The sequence below is a fragment of the uncultured Albimonas sp. genome (assembly GCF_963977235.1).
Classification (GTDB): Bacteria; Pseudomonadota; Alphaproteobacteria; order Rhodobacterales; family Rhodobacteraceae; genus Albimonas.
Map to the genome: position 1 here is coordinate 1 of NZ_CAXBOD010000013.1, position 24,313 is coordinate 24,313.

Annotated in this window: 23 protein-coding genes; 10 read left to right on the forward strand and 13 right to left on the reverse strand. The window is 71.9% G+C overall.

Annotated elements, in window-relative coordinates; genetic code table 11:
- Positions 1-218 precede the first annotated feature (218 nt).
- The 7 genes from AAC134_RS08905 to AAC134_RS08935 all read left to right on the forward strand — a co-directional run bounded on the left by AAC134_RS08905 (position 219) and on the right by AAC134_RS08935 (position 8,273).
- Positions 219-1,649, forward strand: a complete 1,431-nt coding sequence (locus tag AAC134_RS08905; RefSeq protein WP_339948729.1) for a circularly permuted type 2 ATP-grasp protein — start codon at positions 219-221, stop codon at positions 1,647-1,649.
- A 40-nt stretch (positions 1,650-1,689) separates the two neighbouring features.
- The gene (locus tag AAC134_RS08910) at positions 1,690-2,625 is read left to right on the forward strand and encodes an alpha-E domain-containing protein (RefSeq protein WP_339948730.1); all 936 of its coding nucleotides are present in this window, start codon (positions 1,690-1,692) and stop codon (positions 2,623-2,625) included.
- 13 nt (positions 2,626-2,638) lie between these two features.
- Positions 2,639-3,487 (forward strand): transglutaminase family protein, encoded by an 849-nt coding sequence (locus AAC134_RS08915; RefSeq protein WP_339948731.1) that lies wholly within the window; start codon positions 2,639-2,641, stop codon positions 3,485-3,487.
- 305 nt (positions 3,488-3,792) lie between these two features.
- Positions 3,793-5,289, forward strand: a complete 1,497-nt coding sequence (locus tag AAC134_RS08920) for a TadG family pilus assembly protein (protein ID WP_339948732.1) — start codon at positions 3,793-3,795, stop codon at positions 5,287-5,289.
- Positions 5,290-5,377: 88 nt separating this feature from the next.
- Positions 5,378-6,115, forward strand: coding sequence for a peptidase (locus AAC134_RS08925; protein WP_339948733.1), 738 nt, complete (start codon positions 5,378-5,380; stop codon positions 6,113-6,115).
- Between the two features lie 320 nt (positions 6,116-6,435).
- Positions 6,436-6,843: a TadE family protein gene (locus AAC134_RS08930; RefSeq protein ID WP_339948734.1), complete on the forward strand. Its 408-nt coding sequence runs from the start codon at positions 6,436-6,438 to the stop codon at positions 6,841-6,843.
- A gap of 11 nt (positions 6,844-6,854) precedes the next feature.
- Positions 6,855-8,273, forward strand: coding sequence for a pilus assembly protein TadG-related protein (locus tag AAC134_RS08935; RefSeq protein WP_339948735.1), 1,419 nt, complete (start codon positions 6,855-6,857; stop codon positions 8,271-8,273).
- Positions 8,274-8,489: 216 nt separating this feature from the next.
- On the opposite strand, the gene AAC134_RS08940 is transcribed toward AAC134_RS08935, so the two are convergent.
- The 6 genes from AAC134_RS08940 to AAC134_RS08965 form a co-directional block, all read right to left on the reverse strand.
- On the reverse strand, positions 8,490-10,409 hold the full coding sequence (locus AAC134_RS08940) for a transglycosylase SLT domain-containing protein (RefSeq protein WP_339948736.1): 1,920 nt from the start codon (positions 10,407-10,409) through the stop codon (positions 8,490-8,492).
- Between the two features lie 238 nt (positions 10,410-10,647).
- Positions 10,648-11,418, reverse strand: a complete 771-nt coding sequence (locus AAC134_RS08945) for an SDR family oxidoreductase (RefSeq protein ID WP_339948737.1) — start codon at positions 11,416-11,418, stop codon at positions 10,648-10,650.
- Positions 11,419-11,552: 134 nt separating this feature from the next.
- A complete protein-coding gene (locus AAC134_RS08950) occupies positions 11,553-12,392 on the reverse strand; it encodes a purine-nucleoside phosphorylase (protein ID WP_339948738.1) in 840 nt (279 codons plus the stop codon).
- Positions 12,389-13,684, reverse strand: coding sequence for an amidohydrolase (locus tag AAC134_RS08955; protein ID WP_339948739.1), 1,296 nt, complete (start codon positions 13,682-13,684; stop codon positions 12,389-12,391). Before AAC134_RS08955 ends, AAC134_RS08950 begins: the two co-directional genes overlap by 4 nt.
- 199 nt (positions 13,685-13,883) lie before the next feature.
- The gene (locus AAC134_RS08960) at positions 13,884-14,261 is read right to left on the reverse strand and encodes a hypothetical protein (RefSeq protein ID WP_339948740.1); all 378 of its coding nucleotides are present in this window, start codon (positions 14,259-14,261) and stop codon (positions 13,884-13,886) included.
- A 205-nt stretch (positions 14,262-14,466) separates the two neighbouring features.
- Entirely contained in the window at positions 14,467-15,039 is a 573-nt protein-coding gene (locus AAC134_RS08965; protein ID WP_339948741.1) for a helix-turn-helix domain-containing protein, read from the reverse strand.
- Positions 15,040-15,109: 70 nt separating this feature from the next.
- Here AAC134_RS08965 and AAC134_RS08970 point away from each other — a divergent pair, with 70 nt between their 5' ends.
- Entirely contained in the window at positions 15,110-16,141 is a 1,032-nt protein-coding gene (locus tag AAC134_RS08970; protein WP_339948742.1) for an NAD-dependent epimerase/dehydratase family protein, read from the forward strand.
- Positions 16,142-16,181: 40 nt separating this feature from the next.
- Here the strand turns inward: AAC134_RS08970 and miaB are convergent, their stop codons facing one another.
- The 7 genes from miaB to speB form a co-directional block, all read right to left on the reverse strand.
- Positions 16,182-17,486, reverse strand: coding sequence for a tRNA (N6-isopentenyl adenosine(37)-C2)-methylthiotransferase MiaB (miaB, locus tag AAC134_RS08975; protein WP_339948743.1), 1,305 nt, complete (start codon positions 17,484-17,486; stop codon positions 16,182-16,184).
- A 257-nt stretch (positions 17,487-17,743) separates the two neighbouring features.
- Positions 17,744-18,160 carry a MucR family transcriptional regulator gene (locus AAC134_RS08980; RefSeq protein WP_339948744.1) on the reverse strand — a complete coding sequence of 139 codons (417 nt, stop codon included), beginning with the start codon at positions 18,158-18,160 and terminating at the stop codon, positions 17,744-17,746.
- A gap of 203 nt (positions 18,161-18,363) precedes the next feature.
- Complete coding sequence (locus AAC134_RS08985) at positions 18,364-18,900, reverse strand: GNAT family N-acetyltransferase (protein ID WP_339948745.1); 537 nt, start codon at positions 18,898-18,900, stop codon at positions 18,364-18,366.
- Positions 18,897-19,625 (reverse strand): tRNA (adenosine(37)-N6)-threonylcarbamoyltransferase complex dimerization subunit type 1 TsaB, encoded by a 729-nt coding sequence (gene tsaB / locus AAC134_RS08990; protein WP_339948746.1) that lies wholly within the window; start codon positions 19,623-19,625, stop codon positions 18,897-18,899. The genes AAC134_RS08985 and tsaB overlap by 4 nt, the downstream gene beginning before the upstream one ends.
- Positions 19,626-19,635: 10 nt before the next feature.
- Positions 19,636-20,208 (reverse strand): NifU family protein, encoded by a 573-nt coding sequence (locus tag AAC134_RS08995; RefSeq protein WP_339948747.1) that lies wholly within the window; start codon positions 20,206-20,208, stop codon positions 19,636-19,638.
- Positions 20,209-20,505: 297 nt separating this feature from the next.
- Positions 20,506-20,961: a universal stress protein gene (locus AAC134_RS09000; RefSeq protein WP_339948748.1), complete on the reverse strand. Its 456-nt coding sequence runs from the start codon at positions 20,959-20,961 to the stop codon at positions 20,506-20,508.
- A 108-nt stretch (positions 20,962-21,069) separates the two neighbouring features.
- A complete protein-coding gene (speB, locus tag AAC134_RS09005; RefSeq protein ID WP_339948749.1) occupies positions 21,070-22,044 on the reverse strand; it encodes an agmatinase in 975 nt (324 codons plus the stop codon).
- A 50-nt stretch (positions 22,045-22,094) separates the two neighbouring features.
- On the opposite strand from speB, the gene AAC134_RS09010 reads away from it, so the two are divergent.
- Complete coding sequence (locus tag AAC134_RS09010) at positions 22,095-22,829, forward strand: GntR family transcriptional regulator (protein ID WP_339948750.1); 735 nt, start codon at positions 22,095-22,097, stop codon at positions 22,827-22,829.
- Between the two features lie 57 nt (positions 22,830-22,886).
- Positions 22,887-24,284, forward strand: coding sequence for an aspartate aminotransferase family protein (locus AAC134_RS09015; RefSeq protein ID WP_339948751.1), 1,398 nt, complete (start codon positions 22,887-22,889; stop codon positions 24,282-24,284).
- Positions 24,285-24,313 lie beyond the last annotated feature (29 nt).

Below are 24,313 nucleotides of genomic sequence, written 5' to 3' on the forward strand. Positions count from 1 at the left end.
ACGAATGTCGCCGGGGTGGCTGGGCGAAATCGACGCATACCGGCCGGCGGCAGGCGAACTCGCCCGGCAGACGTCGCCCGGACCCAAGCAAGAATCGCGCCGCGCGCAGGACGCGGCCCGCCCCGCTTGCGGCGGCGCGCCGCGTCCTGCGCGCAGCGCGAGGCCCGCCCTTGACCTCGCCGGCGTCCCCGTCTCTGATCGCAATGCACTAACGCCGAATGCAACGAGGCAGGGGACGGACCGTGTTCAACGAGATGTCCGGATCGGACGGCAAACTTCGCGACTCCTACGAGGAGGTGGCGAAATGGCTCGAGGCCACGGGCGTCGAGCTTCTTCATCGCCGCTCGGAAGAGGCCGAGGCGATCTTCCGACGCATCGGCATCACCTTTGCGGTCTATGGCGAGGGCGGCGACCCGGAGCGCCTGATCCCCTTCGACCTGATCCCCCGCGTCTTCGCGGCCGCCGAGTGGCGCCGGCTCGACCGCGGCATCCGCCAGCGGGCCCGGGCGCTGAACGCGTTCCTCTATGACGTCTACCACCGCGGCGAGATCCTGCGCGCCGGCGTGGTCCCCGCGCAGCTGGTCTATCGCAACTCGGCCTTCCTGCCCGAGATGATGGGCGTCGAGCCGCCGGGGAAGGTGTATTCGCACATCGTGGGCATCGACATCGTGCGCACCGGGCCGAAGTCGTTCCAGGTGCTCGAGGACAACTGCCGCACGCCGTCCGGCGTCTCCTACATGCTGGAGAACCGGGAGATCATGATGCGCATGTTCCCCGAGCTGTTCGACGGCGGCCTGGTCGAGCCGGTGGACGACTATCCCGACCAGCTGCGCAAGACGCTCGAGGAGGTCGCGCCGCCGGCCTGCACGGGCGATCCCAACGTGGTGGTGCTGACGCCGGGGCCGCTGAATTCGGCCTATTACGAGCATTCCTTCCTCGCCGACCTGATGGGCGTCGAGCTGGTCGAGCCCCAGGACCTGTTCGTCGACGAGGGCAAGGTGTGGATGCGCACCACCCGCGGCCCGACAAGGGTCGACGTGATCTACCGGCGCATCGACGACGACTATCTCGATCCGCTCAGCTTCCGGCACGACAGCCTGCTGGGCGTGCCGGGGATCTTCGACGCCTATCGCTCGGGCGGGGTGACGCTGTGCTCGGCGCCGGGCGCGGGCGTGGCCGACGACAAGGCGGTCTACACCTTCGTCCCCGACATGATCCGCTTCTACCTCGGCGAGACCCCGATCCTGGAGAACGTGCCCACCTGGCGCTGCGCCGAGCCCGACAGCTGCAAATACGTGCTCGAGCATCTCGACGAGCTGGTGGTCAAGGAGGTGCACGGCTCGGGCGGCTACGGGATGCTGATCGGGCCGATGTCCACCAGGGAGGAGCGCGAGGCCTACGCCAGGCGGATCGAGGGCGATCCTTCCGACTTCATCGCCCAACCGACGCTGGACCTCAGCGCCACGCCGACGCTGGCGCCGGGCGGCGTCTCGCCCCGGCATGTCGACTTCCGCCCCTACTGCCTTGTCGGGCAGCAGATGCGTCTGGTGCCCGGCGGTCTGACCCGGGTGGCCCTGCGCGAGGGCTCCCTGGTGGTCAACTCCTCCCAGGGCGGGGGCGTGAAGGACACCTGGGTGCTGAGCGAATGACGCGCCGGGACCGCCGCGAAACGGGCGAGGAATTGCACGCATGCTGAGCCGGACGGCCGAGAACCTCTACTGGATGTCGCGCTACATCGAGCGCGCCGAATCCGTCGCCCGCCTGATGGAGATGGGCCAGCGCATGGCCATGCTCCCCGGCGCGGGGGAGCGGGACGAGTGGCGCTCGGTCGTCGCCTCCTGCGGGTGCGGGGACCTGTTCGGACCGGGCGAGCGGATCTCGGAGGTGCAGGCGGCGCGCGCGCTGGTGCTCGACCCCGAGAACCCGAACTCGATCCGCTCCTGCCTCGCTCAGGCGCGGGCCAACGCCAAGGCCGTGCGCACCGCGCTGACCCGCGAGATGTGGGAGTCGCTCAACGACGGCTGGCGGCGGCTGGAGTCGGTGGACGACAACGCGGGCTCCCTGCGCCGGGAGCTGCCCGAGCTGCTCGACTGGACCAAGCGGCGCGCGAACCTGCTGCGCGGGGCCGCCCAGACCTCGATGCTGCGCAACGAGGGCTGGGACTTCATGCGCATCGGCGGCTGCGTCGAGCGGGCGGACATGACCCTGCGGCTGCTCGACGTGAAATACTTCGTGCTGCTGCCCGAAACCGACGTGGTGGGCGGCGGACGCGATCATCACCAGTGGACCTCGGTGCTGCACGCGACCTCGGCGACGCGGGCCTTCCACCATGTCTACAAGGGCGACTACGCCCCCTGGCAGATCACCGACTTCCTGTTGCTGAACCGCAAGTTCCCGCGCTCGCTCAGCTACTGCTACCGTCAGATCCTCTCGGGGCTGAACAGCCTCGACCGGGAGTACGAGGCCCGCCACGGCTGCCACGAGACCGCCGCGGCCATGGTCGCGCGGCTCGAGGCGGCGCGCATGGGCGAGGTGTTCCAGCAGGGGCTGCACGAGTTCGTCAGCGACGCGCTGAACGTCAACGCCCGCCTGTCGGGCGAGATCAGCGCCGCCTACCATTTCTGAAGGGAGAGGGCGCATGCGCCTGAGCATCCGTCACAAGACGGTCTACGCCTTCGAGCCCGCGGCCCTGAAGCTGGCGCTTCGCCTGCGGCTGTGGCCCTCCGAGCACGAGGGGCAGAAGACGCTCGCCTGGAAGGTCAGCGTCAACGGCGCGCCGGTGACCCCGCTTCTGACCGACGACTTCGGCGACGCCTGCGGGCAGTGGCACTCGAAGGGCGAGGTGGACGGCGTCGAGATCCTGGCCGAGGGCATGGTCGAGACCGCCGAGACCGCGGGCGTGGTCCGCAATCTCGGTCGCCAGCGCTCCACCGGCGTGTTCCTGCGAGAGACGGCTCTGACCGAACCCGACGACGCGATCTGCGAGCTGGCCGCCGAGGCCGCCGCCTCCTCGGGCGACGACGGCACGCTGGCCGCGCTGCATGCGCTGAGCGCGGCGGTGGGCGGAGCGGTCGAATACCGGCCGGGCGTGACCGGCTCGGACACCACCGCGGCCCGCGCCCTGGCGCTGGGGGCGGGGGTCTGCCAGGACCATGCGCACGTGTTCATCGCCGCCGCCCGCAGCCTGGGCGTGCCGGCGCGTTACGTCTCGGGCTACCTGCTGGCCAACGAAGACTTCGCGGGCGCCGACGAGCGGGGCGAGCTGCACGAGACCCACGCCTGGGCAGAGGCCTTCGTCGAGGGGTTCGGCTGGGTCGGCTTCGACGCCGCCAACCAGGTCTGCCCGACCGAGCGCTACGTGCGCCTGGTCGGCGGGCTGGATTCGCGCGACGCCGCGCCGCTGCGCGGCTCGATCACCGGCCATGTCGAGGAGACGCTGGAGGCCGAGGTGCGAATCACCTCCGCCGAGCAGGCCCAGCAGCAGTGACGCCCGCCCCATCCGGGCCGCAGACCGCGTCCTGAAAGCCTTCGGCAGGGGCCGCCGCCGTCCGCGCGCGCCGATCCGGGCGCGGACGGCGCCAATGACGCCGCGGCGTCGGCCGCCCAATCGGATTGATTTGAAATGAATGTGACGTTAACGTCGACTCAAGCGTAATTTTCGGAAGTCCGGGACGAGGGGTCCCGCAGGGCACGCGGCGTCACAGGAGCGGACCTGACCGTTGGGGAACGGACGGGGCCGACGACGCCGGGCCAGGCGGTCTTCGGGACGGGCGTCCTCTTGGGGTGACGGTCATGCGTGTCACAGGCGTCGTCCGCATTGCGGGCGCAGGTCTCGGCGTATTCGGGACGGGTCGGGGCGGCGACGGGCGGGGATCGCCCTGCGCGACGTGCGGCTGCGGGCGGCTGGCCCGCCAGATCCGCAGGCTGGCGCGCGATCAGCGCGGCGCCGCGAGCGTCTGGGCCCTGTTCTGGACGATGATGATGATGATCGTCTCGGGCTTCACCCTCGATGTGGCCAACGCCTACCGGATCCGCACCCTGCTGCAGGCCACCGCCGACGCCTCGGCGCTGGCCGCGGCGCGACAGCTTCCCGACGGCGACGCGGCGCGCCAGGCCGCGCGAGACCTTTCGCGCATCAACATGCCGGTCGCCGACCATGGCGAGGTCTCGCCGCTGGCGATGATCGAGATCGGCGGCTGGGACGCCGACTCCCAGTCCTTCGTCAGCGGCGATCCGGCCTCGAACGCGGTGCGCGTCACCGCTGCGCGGGGCGCGGGGGCCGGCCTGCCGGTGCCCACGTTCCTCGTCGGACTGGTCGGGCGCGAAGAATGGCACGTGGCCGCCTCCTCGACCGCGCGGGCGCGTTCGGGGGGCTCGGGGCAGCTGACCAACCTCTGTCCCGGGGCTCTGATCCTGAGCGCCGACACCCTGCAGGCGGGCGGCTCGAACGAGCTCAAGGACGGCGTCTGCCTGCACGGGCAGAACGGGGTGCATTTCGGCGGCGGCGACTGGTTCGACCCCGACAGCCGCGTCTCGGCCTTTGACGAGGACACGATCTACATCGGCAGCGTGCGCCACAACTCCGCCACGCGGGCCGAGGTGATCGCGGAAAGCGACCTCGCCCCGGTGATCGTGCCGGAGCTGCCCGCGATGTTCGACACGCTGTGGAGCACGCTGTTCAACAGCTCGATCTCGGCCTACGGCGGGTCCCTGCTGCCCGACTTCATCAAGGATCCCGCCACCGGCATGGCGCGGATCGTGCGGGTGAACCAGTGGTGGTGGACCGTGCAGCCCGGCGACCTGGAGCCCTACACCATCTACATGGTCAACCATGGCATGCAGCTGGCGGGCGGGGTCGACGCGCAGAACGTGGCGATCATCGCCAACGGCCAGATCGGCGTCGGAGGCGGTCCGTCGCTCCTGTTCGACAAGGTCTTCATCTTCGGCGCCGACACGCTGAACTTCTCGGGCGACATCGGCTACGGCAGCCCCGAGACCTGGTGCGAGGCCGGGGTCTACGACGCCTACCTGTTCTCCAAGACCGCGATCTCGCTGGGCGGCTGGGGGTCGTCGTCCTGGGTCTACGGGCTGATGGCGGCCGCCCCCTCCTTCGCGCCGGGCGGCGCGATGAAGAGCGCGGGGGGCCTCTATATCGAGGCGAACCAGACCATCCAGCTGGGCGGCAACATCGACATCACCGGCTGCGGCGCGCCGCTGACCGGCCACTACGACACGGTCACGGTCGAGGAGGGCGCCCCCTCGATCATCGGCGGCACGCTGGTGCAGTAGCGCGCGGCGCCCTGCGACTTCGCGTGACATCGCCCTCTCCGTCGTCTATCGACCGCGCGCGGGCCGGGGACGGCAAGGAGGGCGCGAGATGACCTATTGCGTGGGGCTGCGGCTGGACGCGGGGCTGGTGATGCTGTCCGACACCCGGACCAACGCCGGGCTCGACAACATTTCCCGCTTTGGAAAGATGTTCACCTGGGAGCGGCCGGGCGAGCGGGCCCTGTGCCTGATGACCGCGGGCAACCTCTCGATCACCCAGGGCGTGGTGACCGCGTTGAACGAGGCCTGCGCCCGGGACGAGGCCGGCGAAGAGGTCGAGACGGTCCTCAATTGCGCCAGCATGTTCCGCGCCGCGCAAATGGTCGGCGAGGCGATGGCCGACCAGCAGAAGCGCTATCGCGAGCAGCTCGAGGAATCCGGTGCGCGCTCGGGCGCAACGCTGATCCTGGGGGGGCAGCGTCGGGGCGGCCGGCCGCGTCTGTTCCTGATCTATGACGCGGGCAACTTCATCGAGGCGACCGAGGACACCCCGTTCTTCCAGATCGGCGAGCACAAGTACGGCAAGCCGATCCTCGACCGGGTGATCACGCCCGACACGCCGATCCCCGCGGCGCTGAAGGCGGCGTTCGTGTCGATGGATTCGACCCTGCGCTCGAACCTCTCTGTGGGGATGCCGCTGGATCTGGCGGTGCTGCCCGCCGGGGAGCTGCGATTCTCGGCCCGTCGACGGATGGAGCAGGATGACGTCGAGTTCCAGAAGGTCTCGGGCGCCTGGTCTGATTCCCTGAAGGCCGCGTTCACCAGCGTGCCTGAAATCTCGCTCTGATCCTGCAGTAAGAATGAACGTTGCTTTAACGGCAACTGAACAGGCGGGGCGCGAACGGACATGTGGATACGATAGCCTCGCGACTGTTTCCGAAACGGGTCTGCGCGACGGGTGCGTCAACGATTAACCACGCGAACACTTGCTGACGCCGGGAAATGGCCTAATATGAATGTCGGTAGGTGGCTCAGCTCGGCTTCATGGTGTGTTTCATGAACAGGCGGTGTCCACCGAATCGGTTCGAGGGGGCCGGTCAGTCAGTGCCGTGTCGGCCGTCATCTCCCTCGCCCGAGTAAAGCGTATGCGTTGTCCGGGAGGACATCATGAGTGTGTTCAGGCGTATCCGCGCCCTGTCGCGGAATAACGAGGGGTCGACCACGGTCGAATTCGCCCTCTGGCTGCCGATCTTCTTCATGATCTTCGGCGTCGCCACCGACGCGGCCCTCCTGATGCACAAGCAGACCCAGCTCATCGACATGGCGCGAACCGCTTCGCGGCAGGTTTCGCTCGGCATCGCCACCGAGGCGCAGGCCGAGGCCTTCGTCACCAGCCATTTCGCGCCTGACTCCGCCGGCGCCGCCTCGGTCTCGATCAACGGCGGCTACGTCAACGCCTCGGTCTCGATGCCGTTCAGCGAAGTCGTGATCTTCAGCTTCTTCCTCACAGGCGACAGCTCGCTCTCGGCCTCGATCACCATGGTGGACGAAGCCGCGGCGAGCGCGAGCAGCTGAGGGCCGGCGTCATGATCCCGGCCGCGCTCCCCCTCCTGGCGCGACGCGCCGGACGTCTTGTCGTCTCCGAAGACGGGTCGGCCTCGATCTGGTCGATCTTCTGGATGACGATGATGATGATCGTCTCGGGGTTCACGCTCGACGTCTCCAACGCCTACCGGGTGCGCGCGCTGCTCCAGGCCACCGCCGACGCCTCGGCGCTGGCCGCCGTGCGCGCGCTGCCCGACGCCGAGGCGGCGCGGACGGTGGCGATGGACCTCGCGCAGGTGAACATGCCCGTTTCGGGCAACGGCACGGTGGTGCTGCCGAGCATGGTGCAGATCGGCGCCTGGGACCGCGAGACCAACACGTTCGAGGCGGGCGCGACGCCCTACGACGCGGTCAAGGTGGTCGCGGCGCGCGGCAACGGCGCGGGGCTGGACGTGCCCACCTTCCTGGTCGGGCTGCTGGGCAAGCAGAGCTGGCAGATCGCGGCCTCGTCGACGGCGCGGGTGCGCTCGGGCGTGGGCAGCGGCTCGCAGAGCCTGTGCCCGGGGGCGATCCTGATCTCGACCCAGGACTTCCAGATGGGCGGCAACAACACGCTGACCGACGGGGTCTGCGTGCATGGCGAGGTCTCGGTGCACTTCGGCGGGTCGTCCTACTTCACCGAGGACGTGCGGATTTCCTCCTTCTACCCCGACAACATCACCATCGGCGACGTCGACGGGGACAGCCCCGCGGGCGAGGACGAGGTGGCGGTGAAGGAGCCGGTGCACATCGAGCCGGTGGTGCTGCCGATCCTGAACACGATGTTCGACGACCTGTGGGCGGCGCTCTACACCTCCGGGGTCTCGACCTATTCCGGCGACCTGCTGCCCGAGTTCCTCAAGGACCCGGCGACGGGGACGGCGAATGTGGTGCAGGTGAACCAGTGGTGGTGGACCGTGCAGCCTGGCGACTTCGAGCCCTACACGATCTACATGGTCAACCACGGCATGCAGATGGCCGGCAAGGTCGACGGGCAGAACATCGCGGTGATCGCCAAGGGCCAGATCGGCATGGGCGGCGGGCCGCGCCTGCACTTCAACGACGTGTTCTTCTTCGGCGAGGGACAGCTGAACTTCTCGGGCTCGGCCTCCTACGGGGAGCCGGACCACTACTGCGACGACGGGCAGTTCGACGTCTACATGTTCTCCAAGGACCGGATCTCGCTGGGCGGGTCGAGCCCGCAGGACTGGACCTACGGCTTCCTGGGTGCGGCGCCGCAGTTCCATCCGGGCGGATCGTTCAAGTCGGCGGGCGGGATCTATGTCGAGGCTTCCTCGACCGTGCATATCGGCGGCAACGCGCAGATCGCGGGCTGCGGGACCGAGCTCGAGGCCTATATCCCGATCGTGCACATCAACGACGACCAGACCGTGGTGCTGGGCGGCGCGCTGGTGCAGTGAGACCGGGGCCGTGACGCCGGGGCCATGACGTCGGGGGCGTGAGCCTTGCGGGTCATGCGCCTGGACGGCCGGGCGGCCCTCGCGTCCGCTGCGCGTCCGCATCGCCCCGCCCTGCCGTCCCCTCAACGACATCTGCGTCCCGCGCGTATCGCGCTTTCGATCGCAGACGGCGCCGCGCCGTCCCGAGGGGAGGCGCGGCGCAGGTTCGAGGGCGGCTCAGCGCTTGAGGAGGACCGTCAGCTCCGGCGCCTGGGCGCGGCCGGTGAGGCGGGCCTCGTAGACATGCACCCCTTCCATCACCCGCTGCACGTAGTTGCGGGTCTCGTCGAAGGGGATCGTCTCGATCCAGTCGACCATGTCCATGCGCCCGCCGCGGGGATCGCCGTAGCGCGCGATCCACTGGCGCACCCGGTTCGGCCCGGCGTTGTAGCCGGCTGCGGCCAGCGGCCAGGAGCCGAAGTCGTCGATCAGCCCGGCCAGGTAGTCGGTCCCCAGCCGCGCATTGTAGCGCCAGTCCGAGGTCAGCGAGCCGAGGTCGTAGCCGATGCCCAGCTTGCGCGCGACCTGCTGGGCGGTGCCCGGCATCAGCTGCATCAGACCGCGGGCGCCGGCGTGGGAGACCGCCTCGGGGTTCATCTCGCTTTCCTGGCGCGCGATGGCCAGGGCCAGCGCCGGGGGCACGCGGCCCGAGGCGTCGGCGAGATCGACCACGGGGTAGTAGGGCGTGGGCAGCACGATGCCGCCGTTCGCCGCCATCTTGGCCGCGCGCACGGCGACCTCGGGGCGTTCGAGCTCCAGCGCCAGGTGGGCGATGGCGGCCTTGTCGCGGGGATTGCGCGCCTCGGCCGCCGCGTTGGTCAGCAGCAGGTGGCTGCGGCCCCGCTCGCCCGCCCAGTGCAGCAGCACGCCGGCGCGGACCTGGGTCGACTCGATCGCCGCGGCGTTGCGCCAGTCGGTGGGCGCCTCGACCCCGGCCAGCGAGCGGTCGGCATCGGCGCCGACCCGCTCGGCCGCGAGCTGCCCGTAGAAGCTGGTCTGCCAGCGCGCGCCCTCGAGATAGGCCTTGCGGGAGCCTGAGCTGTCGCCGCGGGCCTCGCGCGCGCGGCCCAGCCAGTACCAGCCCCGGCCGAGGCTGATGGGGGTGTCCACGGTTTCGAGGAAGCGGGCGAAATGCGCCTCGGCGGCGCTGGCGTCGTTCAGACGGCGCAGGGCGATCCAGCCGGCCAGCCACTCGAGCTCATTGTAGTCGTAGCCCACCGAGGGATCGAGGAAGTGCTGGGCCGCCAGCAGATAGGCCTCGCGGTAGCGGCCGTTGCGCTCGTCCTCGCGGACCATGTCGATGCGCTCGTCGGCCCAGGCCTCGGGGCGGCCGAGCGCGGCGGCCGAGGTCGAGCGCTGGCGCATCATCTCCTCGGCGGCTTCGCCCATGCCGTGCTTCTCGCGCCAGCGGAACCGCTCGTAGGCGAGGCCCGCGTCGCCGGCCAGCGCCGAGGGCACCCGCGCGACCAGCGTGTCGACGCCCGGGTCGCCCCGGCGCAGCGAGATGCGCGCGCGGGCCAGCGCCTGGTGGGCGGCGTCGACGCGGGAGAGCATCCGTTCGGCCTCGCCGGTCAGGCCGCGCCACAGCAGCATGTCCAGCCGCTCGACGTGGTAGGGGGCTAGCACGCCGCTCCAGCTTGCCAGCAGGCGGGATTCCTCGTCCGGGGTCAGCGACATCTCTCGCCAGGCGCGCGTGGCGGTGTCGCGCGCCGCCTGGGTCTGCCCGTCCGCGAGCAGGGCCGCGGCCAGCGCTACCGCGCCCGAGCCGGTCAGCGGGTTGTGGCCCGCAAAGAAGGCCGTGACCTCCGAGGCGCGCAGGCCGGGGGGCATCTTCCGCTCGGCCTCGCGGCGGATCATGCCGGCCTGGGGCCAGTCGCCGTTGCGGGCGAGGAAGTCGCGCGCGTCCGAGAAGCCGCCCTCGCCCGCCGACAGCCAGCGCCAGCGGACATAGTCCATGGCGGCGGGGTCGCGGGTCGCCTCGGCATACTGGAAGGCGGCCGCCCACCGGTCGGCGCGCACCGCCTCGGCCACGGGCGTGAAGCGCGCGCCCTCGGACCGGTCGGGGAAGGCCGCCGCGGGAAGCGCGGTGGAGCTCAAGAGCAGCGCCGTCGCCAGGGCAAGCCTGGCAAGTCGGCGGGAACGCCGAAGGGGGATCATTGCAACGCCTTTCGCCTCGGGCCGCCGGTCTGCGCCGGCTGGCCGGTTTCAGACCCGACCATAGCACGCCGCGCGGCCGCCGCGAACGGGGACTTGGCCCCCGTGAGGGCCGCCCGGCGCCTGGCCGGTCACGAATTCGCTGGGTGGGACGGCGTTTTCGCCGATGGAGGCGCGCCGCCTACCAGGCCGGCCCGACCGAGACCCCGCCGTCGACCGTCAGCACCGTGCCGGTCACGAAGCGCGCGGCCGGCGAGAGGAGGAACAGCGCCGCGTCGGCCACCTCCTCGGGCGCGCCCGGTCGCCCGAGCGGCGCGGCGGCGTTCCAGCGCTCGAGCCCCTCGGGCCACTGCTCGGCAAGGCCGGGGCGGTCGATCAGCCCCGGGGCCAGCGCGTTGACCCGGATCGGCGCGAGTTCCAGCGCCGCGGCCTTGACCAGCATTTCGAGCCCCGCCTTCGAGGTCGCGTATGCGGCATGCCCGTGCGCCGTGCGCGTCCCCTCGATCGAGGAGACCAGCAGCGCCGCGCGCCCGGGCCCGGCCCCCTGCTGGCCGGCGAAAGCCGAGAGCAGGGCGCGCGAGGCCGAAAGGTTGATCGCCATCACCCCCTCCCACGCCGCGGCGTCGGAGAGGGGGGCGAGGTCCTGCCGCGCGGCCGCGTGGACCAGCAGGTCGAGCGGCCCGGCCCCGCCGACCAGCGTCGGGATCCGGTCGAGGTCGGCGAGATCGGCGCGCACCGACCGCGCGACATGGCCGGCCTCGCGCAGGCGGGCGGCCAGCGCCTCGGCGGCCGAGGCGTTGGCGTGGGCCTGCAGGATCACCTCGGCCCCGGCCTCGGCCAGTCTCGCGGCGAGCGCCGCGCCCAGCCCCCCCGAGGCGCCGGTGACCAGCGCGCGGCGGCCGCTCAGGTCCAGCAGCCTGGCGACGGGCGGTGCGGAAGGGCGATCGGTCATGGCGGCCTCCTGTCTCGACGGCGAGGGGCGGCGTCCGGGGCCTCGCCGGGACGCGGTTAGGCGGTCCCTGCGACCCCGAGGCGGGGCAGGACCCGGGGCCGGGCGCTCGGAGAGGCGACCCCCGGGACCGGGCCTCAGGGCAGGTCGGGGGCCAGCGCCTCGACCAGGCGGGCGATGCGGGCGCCGGCGTGGGCGGCGTTCTCGAGCACCTCCTCGATCGTGTCGGGCTGCTGCTCGGGCCCGCCGTCGGCGGCGTTGGTGATCGCGCAGAGGCCCAGCGCCTTCATGCCGGCGTGGTTGGCCGCGATCACCTCAAGCACAGTCGACATGCCCACCGCGTCTCCGCCCGAGGCGCGCAGCCAGCGCCGCTCGGCCGAGGTCTCGAGCGAGGGGCCGGTGATGCCGGCATAGACGCCCGCGGGCAGCTCCTCGCCGATCCGCATCGCCACGTCGCGGGCAAGTTCGCGCAGCTCGGGCGCGTAGGCGCGCGACATGTCGGGGAAACGGGGGCCGAGCGCGTCGTCGTTGGACCCGATCAGCGGATTGGCGCCGGTCAGGTTCAGGTGATCCTCGATCAGCATCGGTACGCCGGGCTTCAGCGCCGGGTTCAGCGCGCCGGCGGCGTTGGTCACCACCAGCGACCTCGCCCCCATCGCCGCCATCAGCCAGGCGGGCAGGGCCACGTCCTGCGCGCTCCACCCCTCATAGAGGTGCACGCGCCCCTGCATCAGCACCGCGCGCCGCCCGAACAGGCGCCCGATCACGAAGCGCCCGGCATGGCTGGGCGCGGTCGAGACGGGGAAGCCGGGGATCTCGGCATAGGGGATGAAGCTCGGGTCCTCGACCGCGTCCGCGAGCTGGCCGAGGCCGGAGCCGAGGATCATGGCGATCTCGGGCGCCTCGCCCACGCGGGGGGCGACGGCCGCGAGCGCGGCGGCGAGACGGGGGGCGAGAGCGGGAACCGAAGGGGTCATGCGATCGAGGCCTTGATGGCGGGAACCAGGGCGCGGACCGCGTCGAGGGTGTCGGCCATGTCGAAGACCACCAGCTCGCGGTCGCGCACCCGCCACTCGCCGTCGACGAAGACATGGTGCACGTCGGCGCGCCCGGCGGAGTAGACGGCGTGGGTCATCGGGTCGAACATCGGCACGGCGTGGGGGCGCGAGACGTCGAGCACCTGGAAATCCGCCGCCTTGCCGACCTCGAGCGAGCCGGTCAGCCCGCCGATCCCCAGCGCCCGGGCGCCGTTGATCGTGGCCATCTCCAGCGCCTGGCGGGTGGTCACCGCGTCCGCCCGCCCCGAGGCCGCCTTGTGCAGGGTCGCGGCCAGCCGCAGCGCCAGCCACATGTCGATGTCGTTGCCCGAGATCGCCCCGTCGGTGCCCAGCGTCACGTGGATCCCGCGCTCGAGCATCTCGGGGATGCGCGCGAAGCCCGAGGCGAGCTTGAGGTTCGAGACCGGGTTGTGGGCCACCACCGCCCCGGTGCGCGCGAGGATATCCAGCTCCTCGTCGTCGCAATGCACGCAATGGGCCAGCACGGTGCGCGGATCGAGGATCCCCAGCGCCTCCATGTGGCGGAGGACCGAGGTTCCGTAGCTGTCCCGGATCGTGGCCTGCTCGACCGTCGTCTCGGCCGCGTGGACCGAGAACAGGGCGCCGTGCTCGTCGGCCATGGCCTTGGCGAGCTTCAGGTTTTCCGGCCCTACGGTGTAGGCGCCATGCGGGAATGTCCCGGGCAGCAGGCGGTCGGTCCGGGGGTGCGCCTCGAAGAAGGCGGCGGCGTCGCGGGGGCGGTCCTCTGCGGTCTTGCCGTCCATGCCGGGGAAGTCGAAGAACAGGCCCCCGGTCGAGACGCGCAGCCCCAGTTCGGCGCCCGCGGCGGCCGAGCTTTCGGGATGCCAGAACATGTCCATCACCGAGGTGCAGCCCGAGAGCAGCAGCTCGGCATAGCCCAGGCGCGCCCCGAGGCGGCAGGTCTCGGCGTTGAGGATGGCGCCCTCGGCCTTCCACACGGTCTGCAGCCAGGGCTCGAGGGGCAGGTTCTCGACCAGGCCGCGGAACAGGCAGTCGGCGGCGTGGCAGTGGGTGTTGATCAGGCCCGGCATCACCAGGCCGCCGCGGGCGTCGACCACTTCCTGCGCGCGGTCGGGGACCTCGCCTATCGCCTCGATCCGGCCGCCCGAGACGGCGATGCCGCCCTCGACCACGGTTCCCGCGGGGTCCGCGGTCAGGATCACGGCGTTGCGGACGACAAGGTCGGTCATGGGCCCTCCGGCGGCTTCGGCGGGCGGAGGGTAGGGGGAAACCCCGGCGATGGGAAGGCGGCGGGGGCGGAGAAAGCGGGGCCGGCCGTCCCCTCGCCGCGGGACAGGATCCGCGAGGGGACGGACGGGCCCAGTTGCGGCCGGCCGAGGCGGAGGTGCGGTCGGGGAGGGGGAGGAGCGGGGGGAAAGGGCGCCGCGCTCAGGCGGCCGAGGCGGCGACGGTCGGCAGCGCCGGCGCGGGGCGCGGGGCGGTGGGGAAGGCCGCCAGCTTGCCGTCGGCGGTCAGCAGCGCATGCAGGCCCGGGTCGAGGTCCACCGCCAGGCCGCGCCGGTCGCGGGCGATGGCCACGTGCAGGTCGATGCGGGTCAGCGACCACTCCAGCTCGGCGGCCTGATCCTCGGTCAGGCGGCGGGCGTCCGGGCTCAGGCCGTCGTCGGTCAGGCGCCGCTCGGCGGCGGCGAGGCGCCCGCGCAGGCGGGTCGAGACCGCCAGCGCCAGCCGCTCCAGCGTCTCGGCCGGCAGCGAGGGCAGGGCGTCGGTGCGGGAGGCGTCGAGGGCGGGCTGGATGGCGGTCATGGTTGGCTCCGGTGCGCGAGGGGTGGGTCGCATTCGCTGCACAGTTGATGCCACCTTTACGCATCGGATCCGAGCGCGCGGCCGGTCAGCCCGGACGTTCGAAAGCATCGGCCGGCTATCCGAACGGATAGGAGCGCGGGGCGCGCCGGGGTTCGCTCCGCGACACTCGCGGCGCGGCGGCGCGGGGCAGGGAGGGCGCGGGAAGTCAGTCCTCCTCGCCCTCCGGCTCGCGCAGCAGGCGCTCGGCCACGAAGGCGACCCTGGAGCCGAGGCTCGCGAAATCGCCCGCCGCCATCAGTCCGTCGCAGCAGGCGATCAGCAGGCGGGCGCGGCCCTCGGGCTCGGGCCGGCCGGCGGCGCGCAGGGTCTCGGCGATGCGCGCGATCAGCCAGGCCTCGAGCGCCCGGAAGCTCTCGCCCGAGCGGACCAGCCGGTCCGAGGTCAGCGCCTCGGCGTGGGGGGAGCCCGCCAGCATGGCGTTGGCGACGGCGTATTTGGCGGCCAGCGCCTCGGCGACGCGGGTCTCGGGCGGGCCGGGGCGGGCCAGGGCCGCGTCGACCGCGGTCTTCATCCGCTCGACCAGCGCGGCGATCACGGCGAGGAACATCGCCTCCTTGTCGGGGAAATAGGCGTAGAGCGTGGGCTTGGCGACGCCGGCGCGGCGGGCGATCGCCTCCATCGTGGCGCCGCGCAGCCCGGTTTCCAGGAACAGCGCCTGCGCCGCCTCCAGCATCCGCGCCTCACGCGCGGGGGATCTTTTCATCGGCGCCCGGGGCATGACCTTGCGTCCTTCGAGGCAAACGTTATTTACGATATGCGTTCGTTTCGTTCAATCAACGGAGGGCCTGATGTCCGACACCGTGCTTCTGACCGGGATCACCGGGTTTCTGGGCGGCCACGTGGCGCTCGCGCTGCTTGAAGCGGGATACACGGTGCGCGGCAGCCTGCGCAATCCGGGTCCGAACGGCGAGCGGGCGGCGGCCCTGCGCCGCACGCTGGAGGCGGCGGGCGGGGACGTGTCGCGGCTGCAGACCGTGGAGCTGGACCTCACGCGCGACGCGGGCTGGACCGAGGCCGCGGCCGGCGCGCGCTTCGTCATGCACACCGCCTCGCCCTTCGTGACCTCGATGCCACGGGACCCGCAGGAGCTGATCGGTCCGGCCGTGGCGGGGACCGAGCGGGCGCTGGCCGCTGCAAGGTCGGCCGGCGCCGAGCGCGTGGCGCTGACCTCCTCGACCGTCGCGATCACGGCGGGCCGGGGCGAGGGGCGTCCCGACCGGCTGGGGGCCGAGGAATGGTCGCGCCCCGAGGACGGGCGGCTGAACGCCTACGGCGCCTCGAAGGTCATGGCCGAGCGGCGGGCCTGGGAGATCGCGCAGGCGCCGGGCGCCCCGGCGCTGGCGGTGATCAACCCCGGCTTCATCCTCGGCCCGCTGCTGGATGCGGACCCTGGAACCTCGGGCGCGGTGCTGGCGCGGCTGTTGCGCGGCGACCTGCCGATGGTTCCGCGGCTGATCCTGCACACGGTCGACGTGCGCGACCTGGCGCGCATCCATGTCGCCGCGCTGAGCGACCCGCAGGCGTCCGGCGCCCGTCACCCGGCCGCGTTCTCCCGCCTGTCGCTCGTCGATCTCTGCCGGGCGATGGCCCGGGCCGCCCCCGAGCGCGCCCGCAGGATCCCGAAGCGCGAGGCGCCCGACTGGCTGGTGCGCGCGCTGGCGCTGTTTGACGGGGACATCCGCGCCAACGTCAACGAACTGGGATACGGGCCCGAGCTCGACGCCGCCGCCGGCCGGCGGCTGCTGGGGCGGGCCCCGATCCCGGGCGAGACCTCGGCCGGCGACATGGCCCGCAGCCTGCTTAAGCGCGGGGCGGTCTGAGACGCCGGCCCGCGGGCGCGCGGGCGCGCCGGGTTTGGTTTCAGGCCGCGAGGCGCCCGGAGAGGGAGTTGGGCCCGCTCTCGATCACGTCGACCTCGACCACCTGGCCGGCGGTCGCGGGGTCTGCGAGGAAATGGACGGCGTGCAGCCAGGGGCTCTTGCCAACCATCTGGCCTTCCATCCGGCCGGGCTTCTCGACCAGCACCGGCAGGCGCCGGCCGACCATAGAGCGCTGGAACGCCTTCTGATCGCGCCAGATCACTGCGTTGAGGCGGGCGAGACGCTCATCCTTGACGTCCTCGGGGACCTGCGCGCCGGCGCCGGCCGCCGGCGTGCCGGGACGCGAGGAATACTTGAAGGTGAAGGCCGAGCCGTAGCCCACCGCTTCGGCGAGCGCGAGGGTCTGGACGAAGTCCGCCTCGGTCTCGCCGGGGAAGCCGACGATGAAGTCGCCCGAGAGCGCGATGTCGGGCCGCGCCGCGCGGATCCGCTCGATCAGCGCGAGGTACTCGTCCGCCCGGTGGCGCCGGTTCATCGCCTTGAGCACGCGGTCCGAGCCCGACTGCACCGGCAGATGCAGGTAGGGCATCAGCTTGTCGAGCTCGCCATGGGCCGCGATCAGGTCCTCGCCCATGTCGTTGGGATGCGAGGTCGTGTAGCGCAGCCGCGCGATCCCCTCGATCTCGCAGAGCGCGCGCAGCAGGCGGGCCAGAGTCCAGTCGCGCCCGTCAGGCCCCTCGCCATGGTAGGCGTTGACGTTCTGGCCGAGCAGCGTGATCTCGCGCACGCCCTGGTCGGCGAGCGCCTTCGCCTCGGCCAGCAGGCGGGCGGCGGGGCGGCTGACCTCGGCCCCGCGGGTGTAGGGAACCACGCAGAAGGCGCAGAACTTGTCGCAGCCCTCCTGCACGGTCAGGAACGCGGCGGGGGCGCGCCGGCGGGGGGCGGCCGGCATGTGCAGGAACTTGTCCTCCACCGGGAATTCGGTGTCGACGCCGCCGTTGGCGACCAGCGCGGGCAGGCGGTGATAGGCCTGCGGACCGACGGCGAAATCGACGGCGGGCTGGCGGCGCAGGATCTCCTGACCCTCGGCCTGGGCGACGCAGCCGGCGACGCCGATCTTCAGGTCGGGGCGGGCGTCCTTGAGGGGCTTCAGGCGGCCCAGCTCGGAATAGACCTTCTCGGCCGCCTTCTCGCGGATGTGGCAGGTGTTGAGAAGGATCAGGTCGGCGTCCTCGGCCCGGTCGGTCGCCTCGTAGCCCTCGGCCGCCATGACGCCGTGCATCCGCTCGGAGTCGTAGACGTTCATCTGGCAGCCGTAGGTCTTCACGAACAGCTTCTTGGCCATGGGGGCCTCCGGGCCGGGGTCTGCACGAGGGTCGACCGCGGGCGCGGTCGGCGCCGCCTCCGGCCCGGCGCAGGGTGCGGAAACGGCTCGCGGCGCGCGAGGGACTGCCCTCGCGCGCCGCGACTGCCTTAGCGCCCCCGCCGCGCCCGTGCAACCGGGCGCGGGGCCCGGTCAGCGCCTCCGGGCGCGGGGCCCAGTCAGCGCCTCCGGGCGCAAGGCCCGGCTAGCGCCTTTGGACGCGGGATCGGCTCAGCGCTTCACTTCGCCTTGGGCTTGCGGCCGAGGCCGATCTGCTTGGCCAGCTCCTGGCGCTTGCGCGCATAGGCGGGCGCGACCATCGGGTAGTCGGCCGACAGGCCCCACTTCGCCCGATACTCCTCGGGCGTCATGTCGTAGGCGGTCTTCAGATGCCGCTTGAGCATCTTGAGCTTCTTCCCGTCCTCGAGGCAGACGATGAACTCATCGGTGACCGACTTCTTCACCGGAACCGCAGGAATCAGCTCTTCCTGCGGCTCGGGCTTGTCCTCGGCCAGTTCCGTCAGCTTGGCGAAGACGGACTCGATCACGCTGGTCAGGTCCTGGGGCGAAACCGGATTGTTCGAAACGTGCGACGACACGATATCCGCGGTCAGCGCGAGCAGTTCCGATTTTGCGATGAGCGTGGTGTCCGACATGATACCTCTCATTATGACAGCGACGTGAACCCGAGCGGGTCCCTATTCGTGGCTGTTCCGGCGGCAGGCGAACCGCCCCGAACCAGATAAGAACGTGATCGGGTCTTAAGACTTCACTACTGCCGCGTCAATTCATATCGGGCTGACAAAATCGCGAAACCCGCGCCAATCGCGCGCAGTTCGTCTGACGCGAGTTCCCGCGATTACGAGGTGCGGTCCCCCGATGCCTGGACCTCGTGGCGCCCTGGTCGGAGACGCATCGCCACCGCGTCGATCCGGTTTCCATTGACGTCGCGGTAATAATCGCGCCGACGCCCCACCGCGACCCAACCCAGCGCGGAATAGAGGGCGCGGGCGGGCGCGTTGGTCTGCGCGACTTCGAGGAAGGCCTCCTGCACGCCCGCGGCGGCGACGAGCTCGGCGAAGCGGGCCGTCAGCGCCCGGCCGAGGCCCCGTCGGCGCGCCTCGGGACGGGTCGCCAGCGTCACCAGCTCGGCCTCCGGGCCCGCCACCCGACCCAGCAGCAGCGCATCGGCGTCGAGCAGGGCGAGCGCGCCGGGCACGGCGGCGAATCCGGCGATCTCGGCGGCCGACCAGGCGCGGCCGGGCACCTCGCCGTTGAAGGCCGCGGCATGGATCGCGGACGCCTGCGCGGCGAGCGCGGGGTCGCAGGCCAGTCGTGCGGCGATGTCGGGAAGGGGCGGGGGCGCGGCGCCCTCGGCCGCGACCGGGGCGCTCACCCAGGCGCGCCGTCCAGCAGCGGCGGAGGCGCCTCCGAGGGCGGATCGGCTTCGGGCGGACGGGGGTAGATCGGGGCGGGGCGCTCGGGTCGCGCGCCCGGGGGCAGGGCGGCCAGGATCCGGGCCGCGATGCGGGCCACGTCGACGGGATCGGGCAGGTCGCCCTCGTCGAGCGCGATGACGTCCAGCGCGGTGGCGAGCTCGCCCGCGCCCGGGCCGCGCACGCAGGCGACGGGCGCCTCGGCGAACAGGTCGGGCAGGGCCGCGAGCGAGGCCTGCACCGCCTCGCCCAGCGCCTCGGCCACGGGCTCGCCGGTCTCGTCGACGAGGATCTCGAACAGCTGGGCGTGGCGTTCGTCCCGCCGGGCGGCGGCAAGCGCCAGGACCGGGCCCTCGGCCCCCGCGCGGCCGGCGGCCTGGGCCAGCGCCTGCAGGCGCGGCACGCCGACCGAGGGGCGCCCGATTGCCAGCGCCAGCCCGCGGGCCGCGGACACGCCGATGCGCACGCCGGTGAAGTTGCCCGGGCCCGTGCAGACGCCGATGCCCGACAGCGCGCGGGGCGCCACGCCGGCCTCGGCCAGCACCTCCTGGATCAGGGGGGCGAGCCGTTCGGCCTGGCCCTTGCCCATCGGCTCGGACCGCGAGGCCAGCACGCGCCCGTCGGACACGACCGCGGCCGCGCATTGCGCGGCCGAGGCGTCGAGTCCCAGAATCGGTCCCGTCACGGGGCCGGCGTCAGAACTGGAGGCCGACAGGGCGCACCTCGGTCACCTCGGGGATGTAGTGGCGCAGCAGGTTCTCGATGCCCATCTTCAGCGTCATCGTCGACGAGGGGCAGCCCGCGCAGGCGCCCTGCATGTGCAGGTAAACCACGCCTCGCTCGAACCCGTGGAAGGTGATGTCGCCGCCGTCCTGGGCGACCGCTGGGCGCACCCGGGTGTCGAGCAGCTCCTTGATCTGCACCACGATCTCGCCGTCGGGACCGGTGTGCTCGGCGTGGCCGGTCTGCTGGTCGCCGGCCTCGGCGGTCAGCACCGGGGCGCCGGACTGGAAATGCTCGAGGATCGCGCCGAGGACGCCGGGCTTCAGGTGCGCCCAGTCGCGGCCCTCGGCCTTGGTGACGGTGATGAAGTCGGGGCCCAGGAACACGCCCTCGATCCCCTCGACCGTGAAGATGCGCTCGGCCAGCGGCGAGGCGCCGGCGGCCTCCTTCGCGGGAAAGTCCGCAGAGCCGGCCTGCATCACGGTCTGGCCGGGCAGGAACTTCAGCGTTGCGGGGTTCGGCGTGGATTCGGTCTGGATGAACATGGCGGCCTCCTCATCCCGCCCGATATGGACCCATCGGGCGCGGAAAACAAGAATCGTTCCAAACTTCGGCGGGGCGAAGCGTCGGGCGCCGGGCCTGGCGGCGCGCCGTCGGAGGGCTGTCTCCGCGGCGCGGCTCGGACGCCGCCGTCGCGGCTCTCATACGCCAGCCGCGCGACCGGCGGAAGCCCGCGCGCCCCCGCAACGGGCGCGACGCAGCCAAGCCCGCCCGCAGGGCGCCTGTAGTCCGCTTGTTGAAAGACGCGCGCCGCCTGCCGCCGCGCGATCGCCGGGCGACGCTCAGCAGAGGGCGATCACCTGCTCGCGCGAGAGGGCGCCGGGGACCACCGTCACCGGCACCGACATCGAGCCCGCCATCTTGCCCACCAGGTAGCTGACCAGCGGACCGGGGCCGTTGTCGACGCCCGCGCCCAGGACCAGGACGCCGACCTCGGGGTCCTCCTTGATCTGGGCGAGGACCTGCTCGACCGCCTCGCCCTCGCGGATCACGAACTCGGGGACGATGCCGACATTCTCCTGCACCGGGCCCGCGACCTCGTGAAAGCGCTGCTCGGCCGCCTCGCGGGCTTCGTGGCGCATCAGGTCGCCGACGCCCAGCCAGTGCTGGAACTCCTCGGGGCGGATCACGAACAGCATCTGCAGCCCGCCGCCGGTCTTGTGGGCGCGGCGGGCGGCGAAGCGGATGGCGTTCATGCACTCGGGCGTCTCGTCGACGACCACCAGGAATTTCCGCAAGGGGCAGGCTCCGCAGGGCCGCGGCGGACCGCGGCGGGAGGGCGCAGTCTCGCGCCGATGCCGCCGCGGTTCAAGCGCGGGTTGCGAGGGAGGGCGGGGCCGGCCCCGTCAGGCGGCGGGCCCGCCCGGCCGCTGGGCGTGCAGGCACAGCAGCTGCAGCGCGATGGTGGCGCCGGCGAGCGCGGTGATCTCGCCCACGTCATAGGCGGGCGACACCTCGACCACGTCCATCCCGCGCACGTCCAGCCCCGCCAGCCCGCGCAGCATCGCCAGCGCCTGCCACGAGGCGAGCCCCCCGCAGACCGGCGTGCCGGTGCCCGGCGCGAAGGCGGGGTCGAGGCAGTCGATGTCGAAGGTCAGGTAGACCGGCGCGTCGCCGACCCGGGCGCGGATCGCCGCGACGGTCGCCGCGACCCCCTGCTCATGGCACTTGATCGCGTCCCAGATCTCGATCCCCATCGGGTCGTCGTTGGTGGTGCGGATGCCGACCTGGATCGACTTCGAGGCGTCGATCACCCCCTCGCTGACGCCGCGGGCGAACATGGTGCCGTGGTCGATCCAGTCGGCCGGCGCCTCCCAGGTGTCGGTATGGGCGTCGAACTGCACCATCGCCAGCGGCTGACCCAGCCTGGCGGCCAGCGCCTTCATCGCGGGATAGGTGGTGAAGTGGTCGCCTCCGATCGCCAGAGGCGTGACCCCGGCGGCGAGGATATGGGCCATCGCGGCCTCGATCGCCCCCGGCGCCTCCGTGGGGTGGCCGTGGGGGATAAGCACGTCGCCCCAGTCGATCACGTCGAGCGCCTCGAACGGATCGAAGGACGAGGGCCAGGCCCGGCTCCAGCCCAGTTGCGAGGACGCCGCCCGCACCGCCCGCGGCCCGAAGCGCGTGCCGGGGCGGTTGGTCACCGACTGGTCGTAGGGCACGCCCACCACCGCCACGTCGGCGCCCGCGAGATCGCGCCCGTAGCGCCGCCGGCAGAAGCTCAGCGCGCCCGACCACATCGGCTCGTCATGGGTGACGGCCTTCGCGTCGGGGGCGAGGAACGCGTAGTCGCGGCGATGCGGATCGGGGGTGTCGGTCATCGGGAAGCGCCTCGATTGACAGGGTGTCGATTTGTGATCACATTACCCACATGACCCTCGCAGACGCAACCCGCGGCCAGCGCGCGGAGGCCCCGCCCGAGGCCCAGGACGCCGCCGTCTCCCGCCGTGTGATCACGGACGAGGGCGGCGCCACGGCCCATGAGCGGGTCTACAAGCACCTCCGCCGCCGCATCCTCCACGGAGAGATGGCGCCCGGCGATCACCTGACCCTGCGGGGCGTCGCCGGAGAGCTCGGCGTCTCGATGACCCCGGCGCGCGAGGCGGTGCGCCGGCTTGCGGCCGAGGGGGCGCTTGCGATCTCGGCCTCGGGCCGCGTCTCGGCCCCGGTGCTGACGCCGCAGCGCATTGAAGAACTCGCCTCCATCCGCGCGCTGCTGGAACCCGAGCTCGCCGCCCGCGCCCTGCCGCGCGCCCATTTCAGCCTGATCGAGCGCCTCAAGCGCATGAACGACGAGATCGACCGGCATCTCGCCTCGGGCGACGCGGCAGCCTACGTGCGCGGCAACCTGGAGTTCCACCGCACCCTCTACCTTCGCGCCCATGCGCCCGCGATGCTGGCGCTGGCCGAGACGGTGTGGCTGCAGACCGGCCCCTCGATGCGCGCGCTTTATGCGCGGATCGGCATGGGGCGGGTCGCCGACTATCACGCCAAGGCCATCGCGGCGCTGGCGGCGGGGGACGAGGCGGGCCTGCGCCTCGCGATCCGCGCCGACGTGCGCCAGGGCCTGACCATGCTTTCGAACGAGGGGCTCGACGCGGCCTGAGGCGCGCTCCCTTCGGGGGCGGCAGGCCGGGCGAGGCCCGTGACAGGAACCGGACCGATGAACCAGCAGATCAACCTCCGCTCGACCGCCGACTACCAGGCGATGGACGCCGCCCACCACTGGCACCCGTTCTCCGACATGGCGGACCTGAACCGGAAGGGATCGCGGGTGATCTCGTCCGCGCAGGGGGTGTGGCTGACCGACACCGACGGCAACCGCTTCATCGACGGCATGTCCGGCCTGTGGTGCGTGAACGTCGGCTACGGGCGCGAGGAGATTGTCGAGGCGGTGACCCGCCAGCTGCGCGATCTGCCCTACTACAACACCTTCTTCCAGAGCACCCACCCCGCCGCGGCCGAGTTCGCCGAGGCGCTGGCCCAGGTGGCGCCGCCGCAGATGAACCGGGTGTTCTTCACCAACTCCGGCTCGGAATCGAACGACACCGTGTTCCGGCTGGCGCGGGTCTACTGGGACTGCCTCGGCAAGCCCTCGAAGAAGGTCTTCATCGGGCGGCACAACGGCTACCACGGCTCCACCGCCACGGCGACGTCGATGGGCGGCATGGGGGCGATGCACGGCCAGTCGGGCCTGCCCTTCAACGGGTTTGCCCACATCGACCAGCCCTACTGGTACGGCGAGGGCCGCCCCGAGGGTCTCTCGCCCGAGGAATTCGGCAAGCTCCGCGCCCGCCAGCTGGAACAGAAGATCGACGAACTGGGCGAAGACAACGTCTGCGCCTTCATCGCCGAGCCCATTCAGGGCGCCGGCGGCGTGATCATCCCGCCCGAGACCTACTGGCCCGAGATCGCCCGCATCTGCGCCGAGCGCGAGATCCTGCTGATCACCGACGAGGTGATCTGCGGCTTCGGCCGCACCGGAAGCTGGTGGGGCGCCGAGACCTACGGCGTGACCCCCGACCTGATGCCGATCGCCAAGGGCATGACCTCGGGCTACCAGCCGATGGGCGGGGTCTTCATCTCCGACCGCGTGGCGGGCCCGGTGATGGAGAAGGCCGGCGAGTTCTACCACGGCTACACCTACTCCGGTCATCCCGCCGCCTGCGCCGCGGGGCTGGCCAGCCTGCGCATCCTGCAGGAGGAGAAGCTGGTCGAGCGGGTGCGCGACGTGCTCGCCCCGCAGATGGCGAAGCTCTGGGCCGGCCTCGCCGATCACCCGCTGGTGGGCGAGACCCGCACCAGGGGGTTCCTCGGCGCCATCGAGCTGGTGAAGAACAAGCAGACGGGCGAGCGCTTCGCGGGCGACCTTGGCGTCGGGGGCATGGCGCGCGACCTCTGCGTGGGCAAGCACGGGCTGGTGATGCGCGCGGTGGGCGACACGATGATCGCCTCGCCCCCCTATGTGATGACCGAGGAGGAGCTCGACGAGATGGCCGCCCGCGCGCGCCGCATGCTCGACGACCTCGCCGACAAGCTGACCCGCGAGGGGCATCTCTGAGCGCGCCCGCGGTTCTGGAATAGGAGCGG

Coding starts and splice junctions, on each gene's coding strand:
- AAC134_RS08905 (WP_339948729.1), top strand. CDS start 219: ATGCAACGAGGCAGGGGACGGACCGTGTTCAACGAGATGTCCGGATCG.
- AAC134_RS08910 (WP_339948730.1), top strand. CDS start 1,690: ATGCTGAGCCGGACGGCCGAGAACCTCTACTGGATGTCGCGCTACATC.
- AAC134_RS08915 (WP_339948731.1), top strand. CDS start 2,639: ATGCGCCTGAGCATCCGTCACAAGACGGTCTACGCCTTCGAGCCCGCG.
- AAC134_RS08920 (WP_339948732.1), top strand. CDS start 3,793: ATGCGTGTCACAGGCGTCGTCCGCATTGCGGGCGCAGGTCTCGGCGTA.
- AAC134_RS08925 (WP_339948733.1), top strand. CDS start 5,378: ATGACCTATTGCGTGGGGCTGCGGCTGGACGCGGGGCTGGTGATGCTG.
- AAC134_RS08930 (WP_339948734.1), top strand. CDS start 6,436: ATGAGTGTGTTCAGGCGTATCCGCGCCCTGTCGCGGAATAACGAGGGG.
- AAC134_RS08935 (WP_339948735.1), top strand. CDS start 6,855: ATGATCCCGGCCGCGCTCCCCCTCCTGGCGCGACGCGCCGGACGTCTT.
- AAC134_RS08945 (WP_339948737.1), bottom strand. CDS start 11,418: ATGACCGATCGCCCTTCCGCACCGCCCGTCGCCAGGCTGCTGGACCTG.
- AAC134_RS08950 (WP_339948738.1), bottom strand. CDS start 12,392: ATGACCCCTTCGGTTCCCGCTCTCGCCCCCCGTCTCGCCGCCGCGCTC.
- AAC134_RS08955 (WP_339948739.1), bottom strand. CDS start 13,684: ATGACCGACCTTGTCGTCCGCAACGCCGTGATCCTGACCGCGGACCCC.
- AAC134_RS08960 (WP_339948740.1), bottom strand. CDS start 14,261: ATGACCGCCATCCAGCCCGCCCTCGACGCCTCCCGCACCGACGCCCTG.
- AAC134_RS08965 (WP_339948741.1), bottom strand. CDS start 15,039: ATGCCCCGGGCGCCGATGAAAAGATCCCCCGCGCGTGAGGCGCGGATG.
- AAC134_RS08970 (WP_339948742.1), top strand. CDS start 15,110: ATGTCCGACACCGTGCTTCTGACCGGGATCACCGGGTTTCTGGGCGGC.
- miaB (WP_339948743.1), bottom strand. CDS start 17,486: ATGGCCAAGAAGCTGTTCGTGAAGACCTACGGCTGCCAGATGAACGTC.
- AAC134_RS08980 (WP_339948744.1), bottom strand. CDS start 18,160: ATGTCGGACACCACGCTCATCGCAAAATCGGAACTGCTCGCGCTGACC.
- AAC134_RS08995 (WP_339948747.1), bottom strand. CDS start 20,208: ATGTTCATCCAGACCGAATCCACGCCGAACCCCGCAACGCTGAAGTTC.
- speB (WP_339948749.1), bottom strand. CDS start 22,044: ATGACCGACACCCCCGATCCGCATCGCCGCGACTACGCGTTCCTCGCC.
- AAC134_RS09010 (WP_339948750.1), top strand. CDS start 22,095: ATGACCCTCGCAGACGCAACCCGCGGCCAGCGCGCGGAGGCCCCGCCC.
- AAC134_RS09015 (WP_339948751.1), top strand. CDS start 22,887: ATGAACCAGCAGATCAACCTCCGCTCGACCGCCGACTACCAGGCGATG.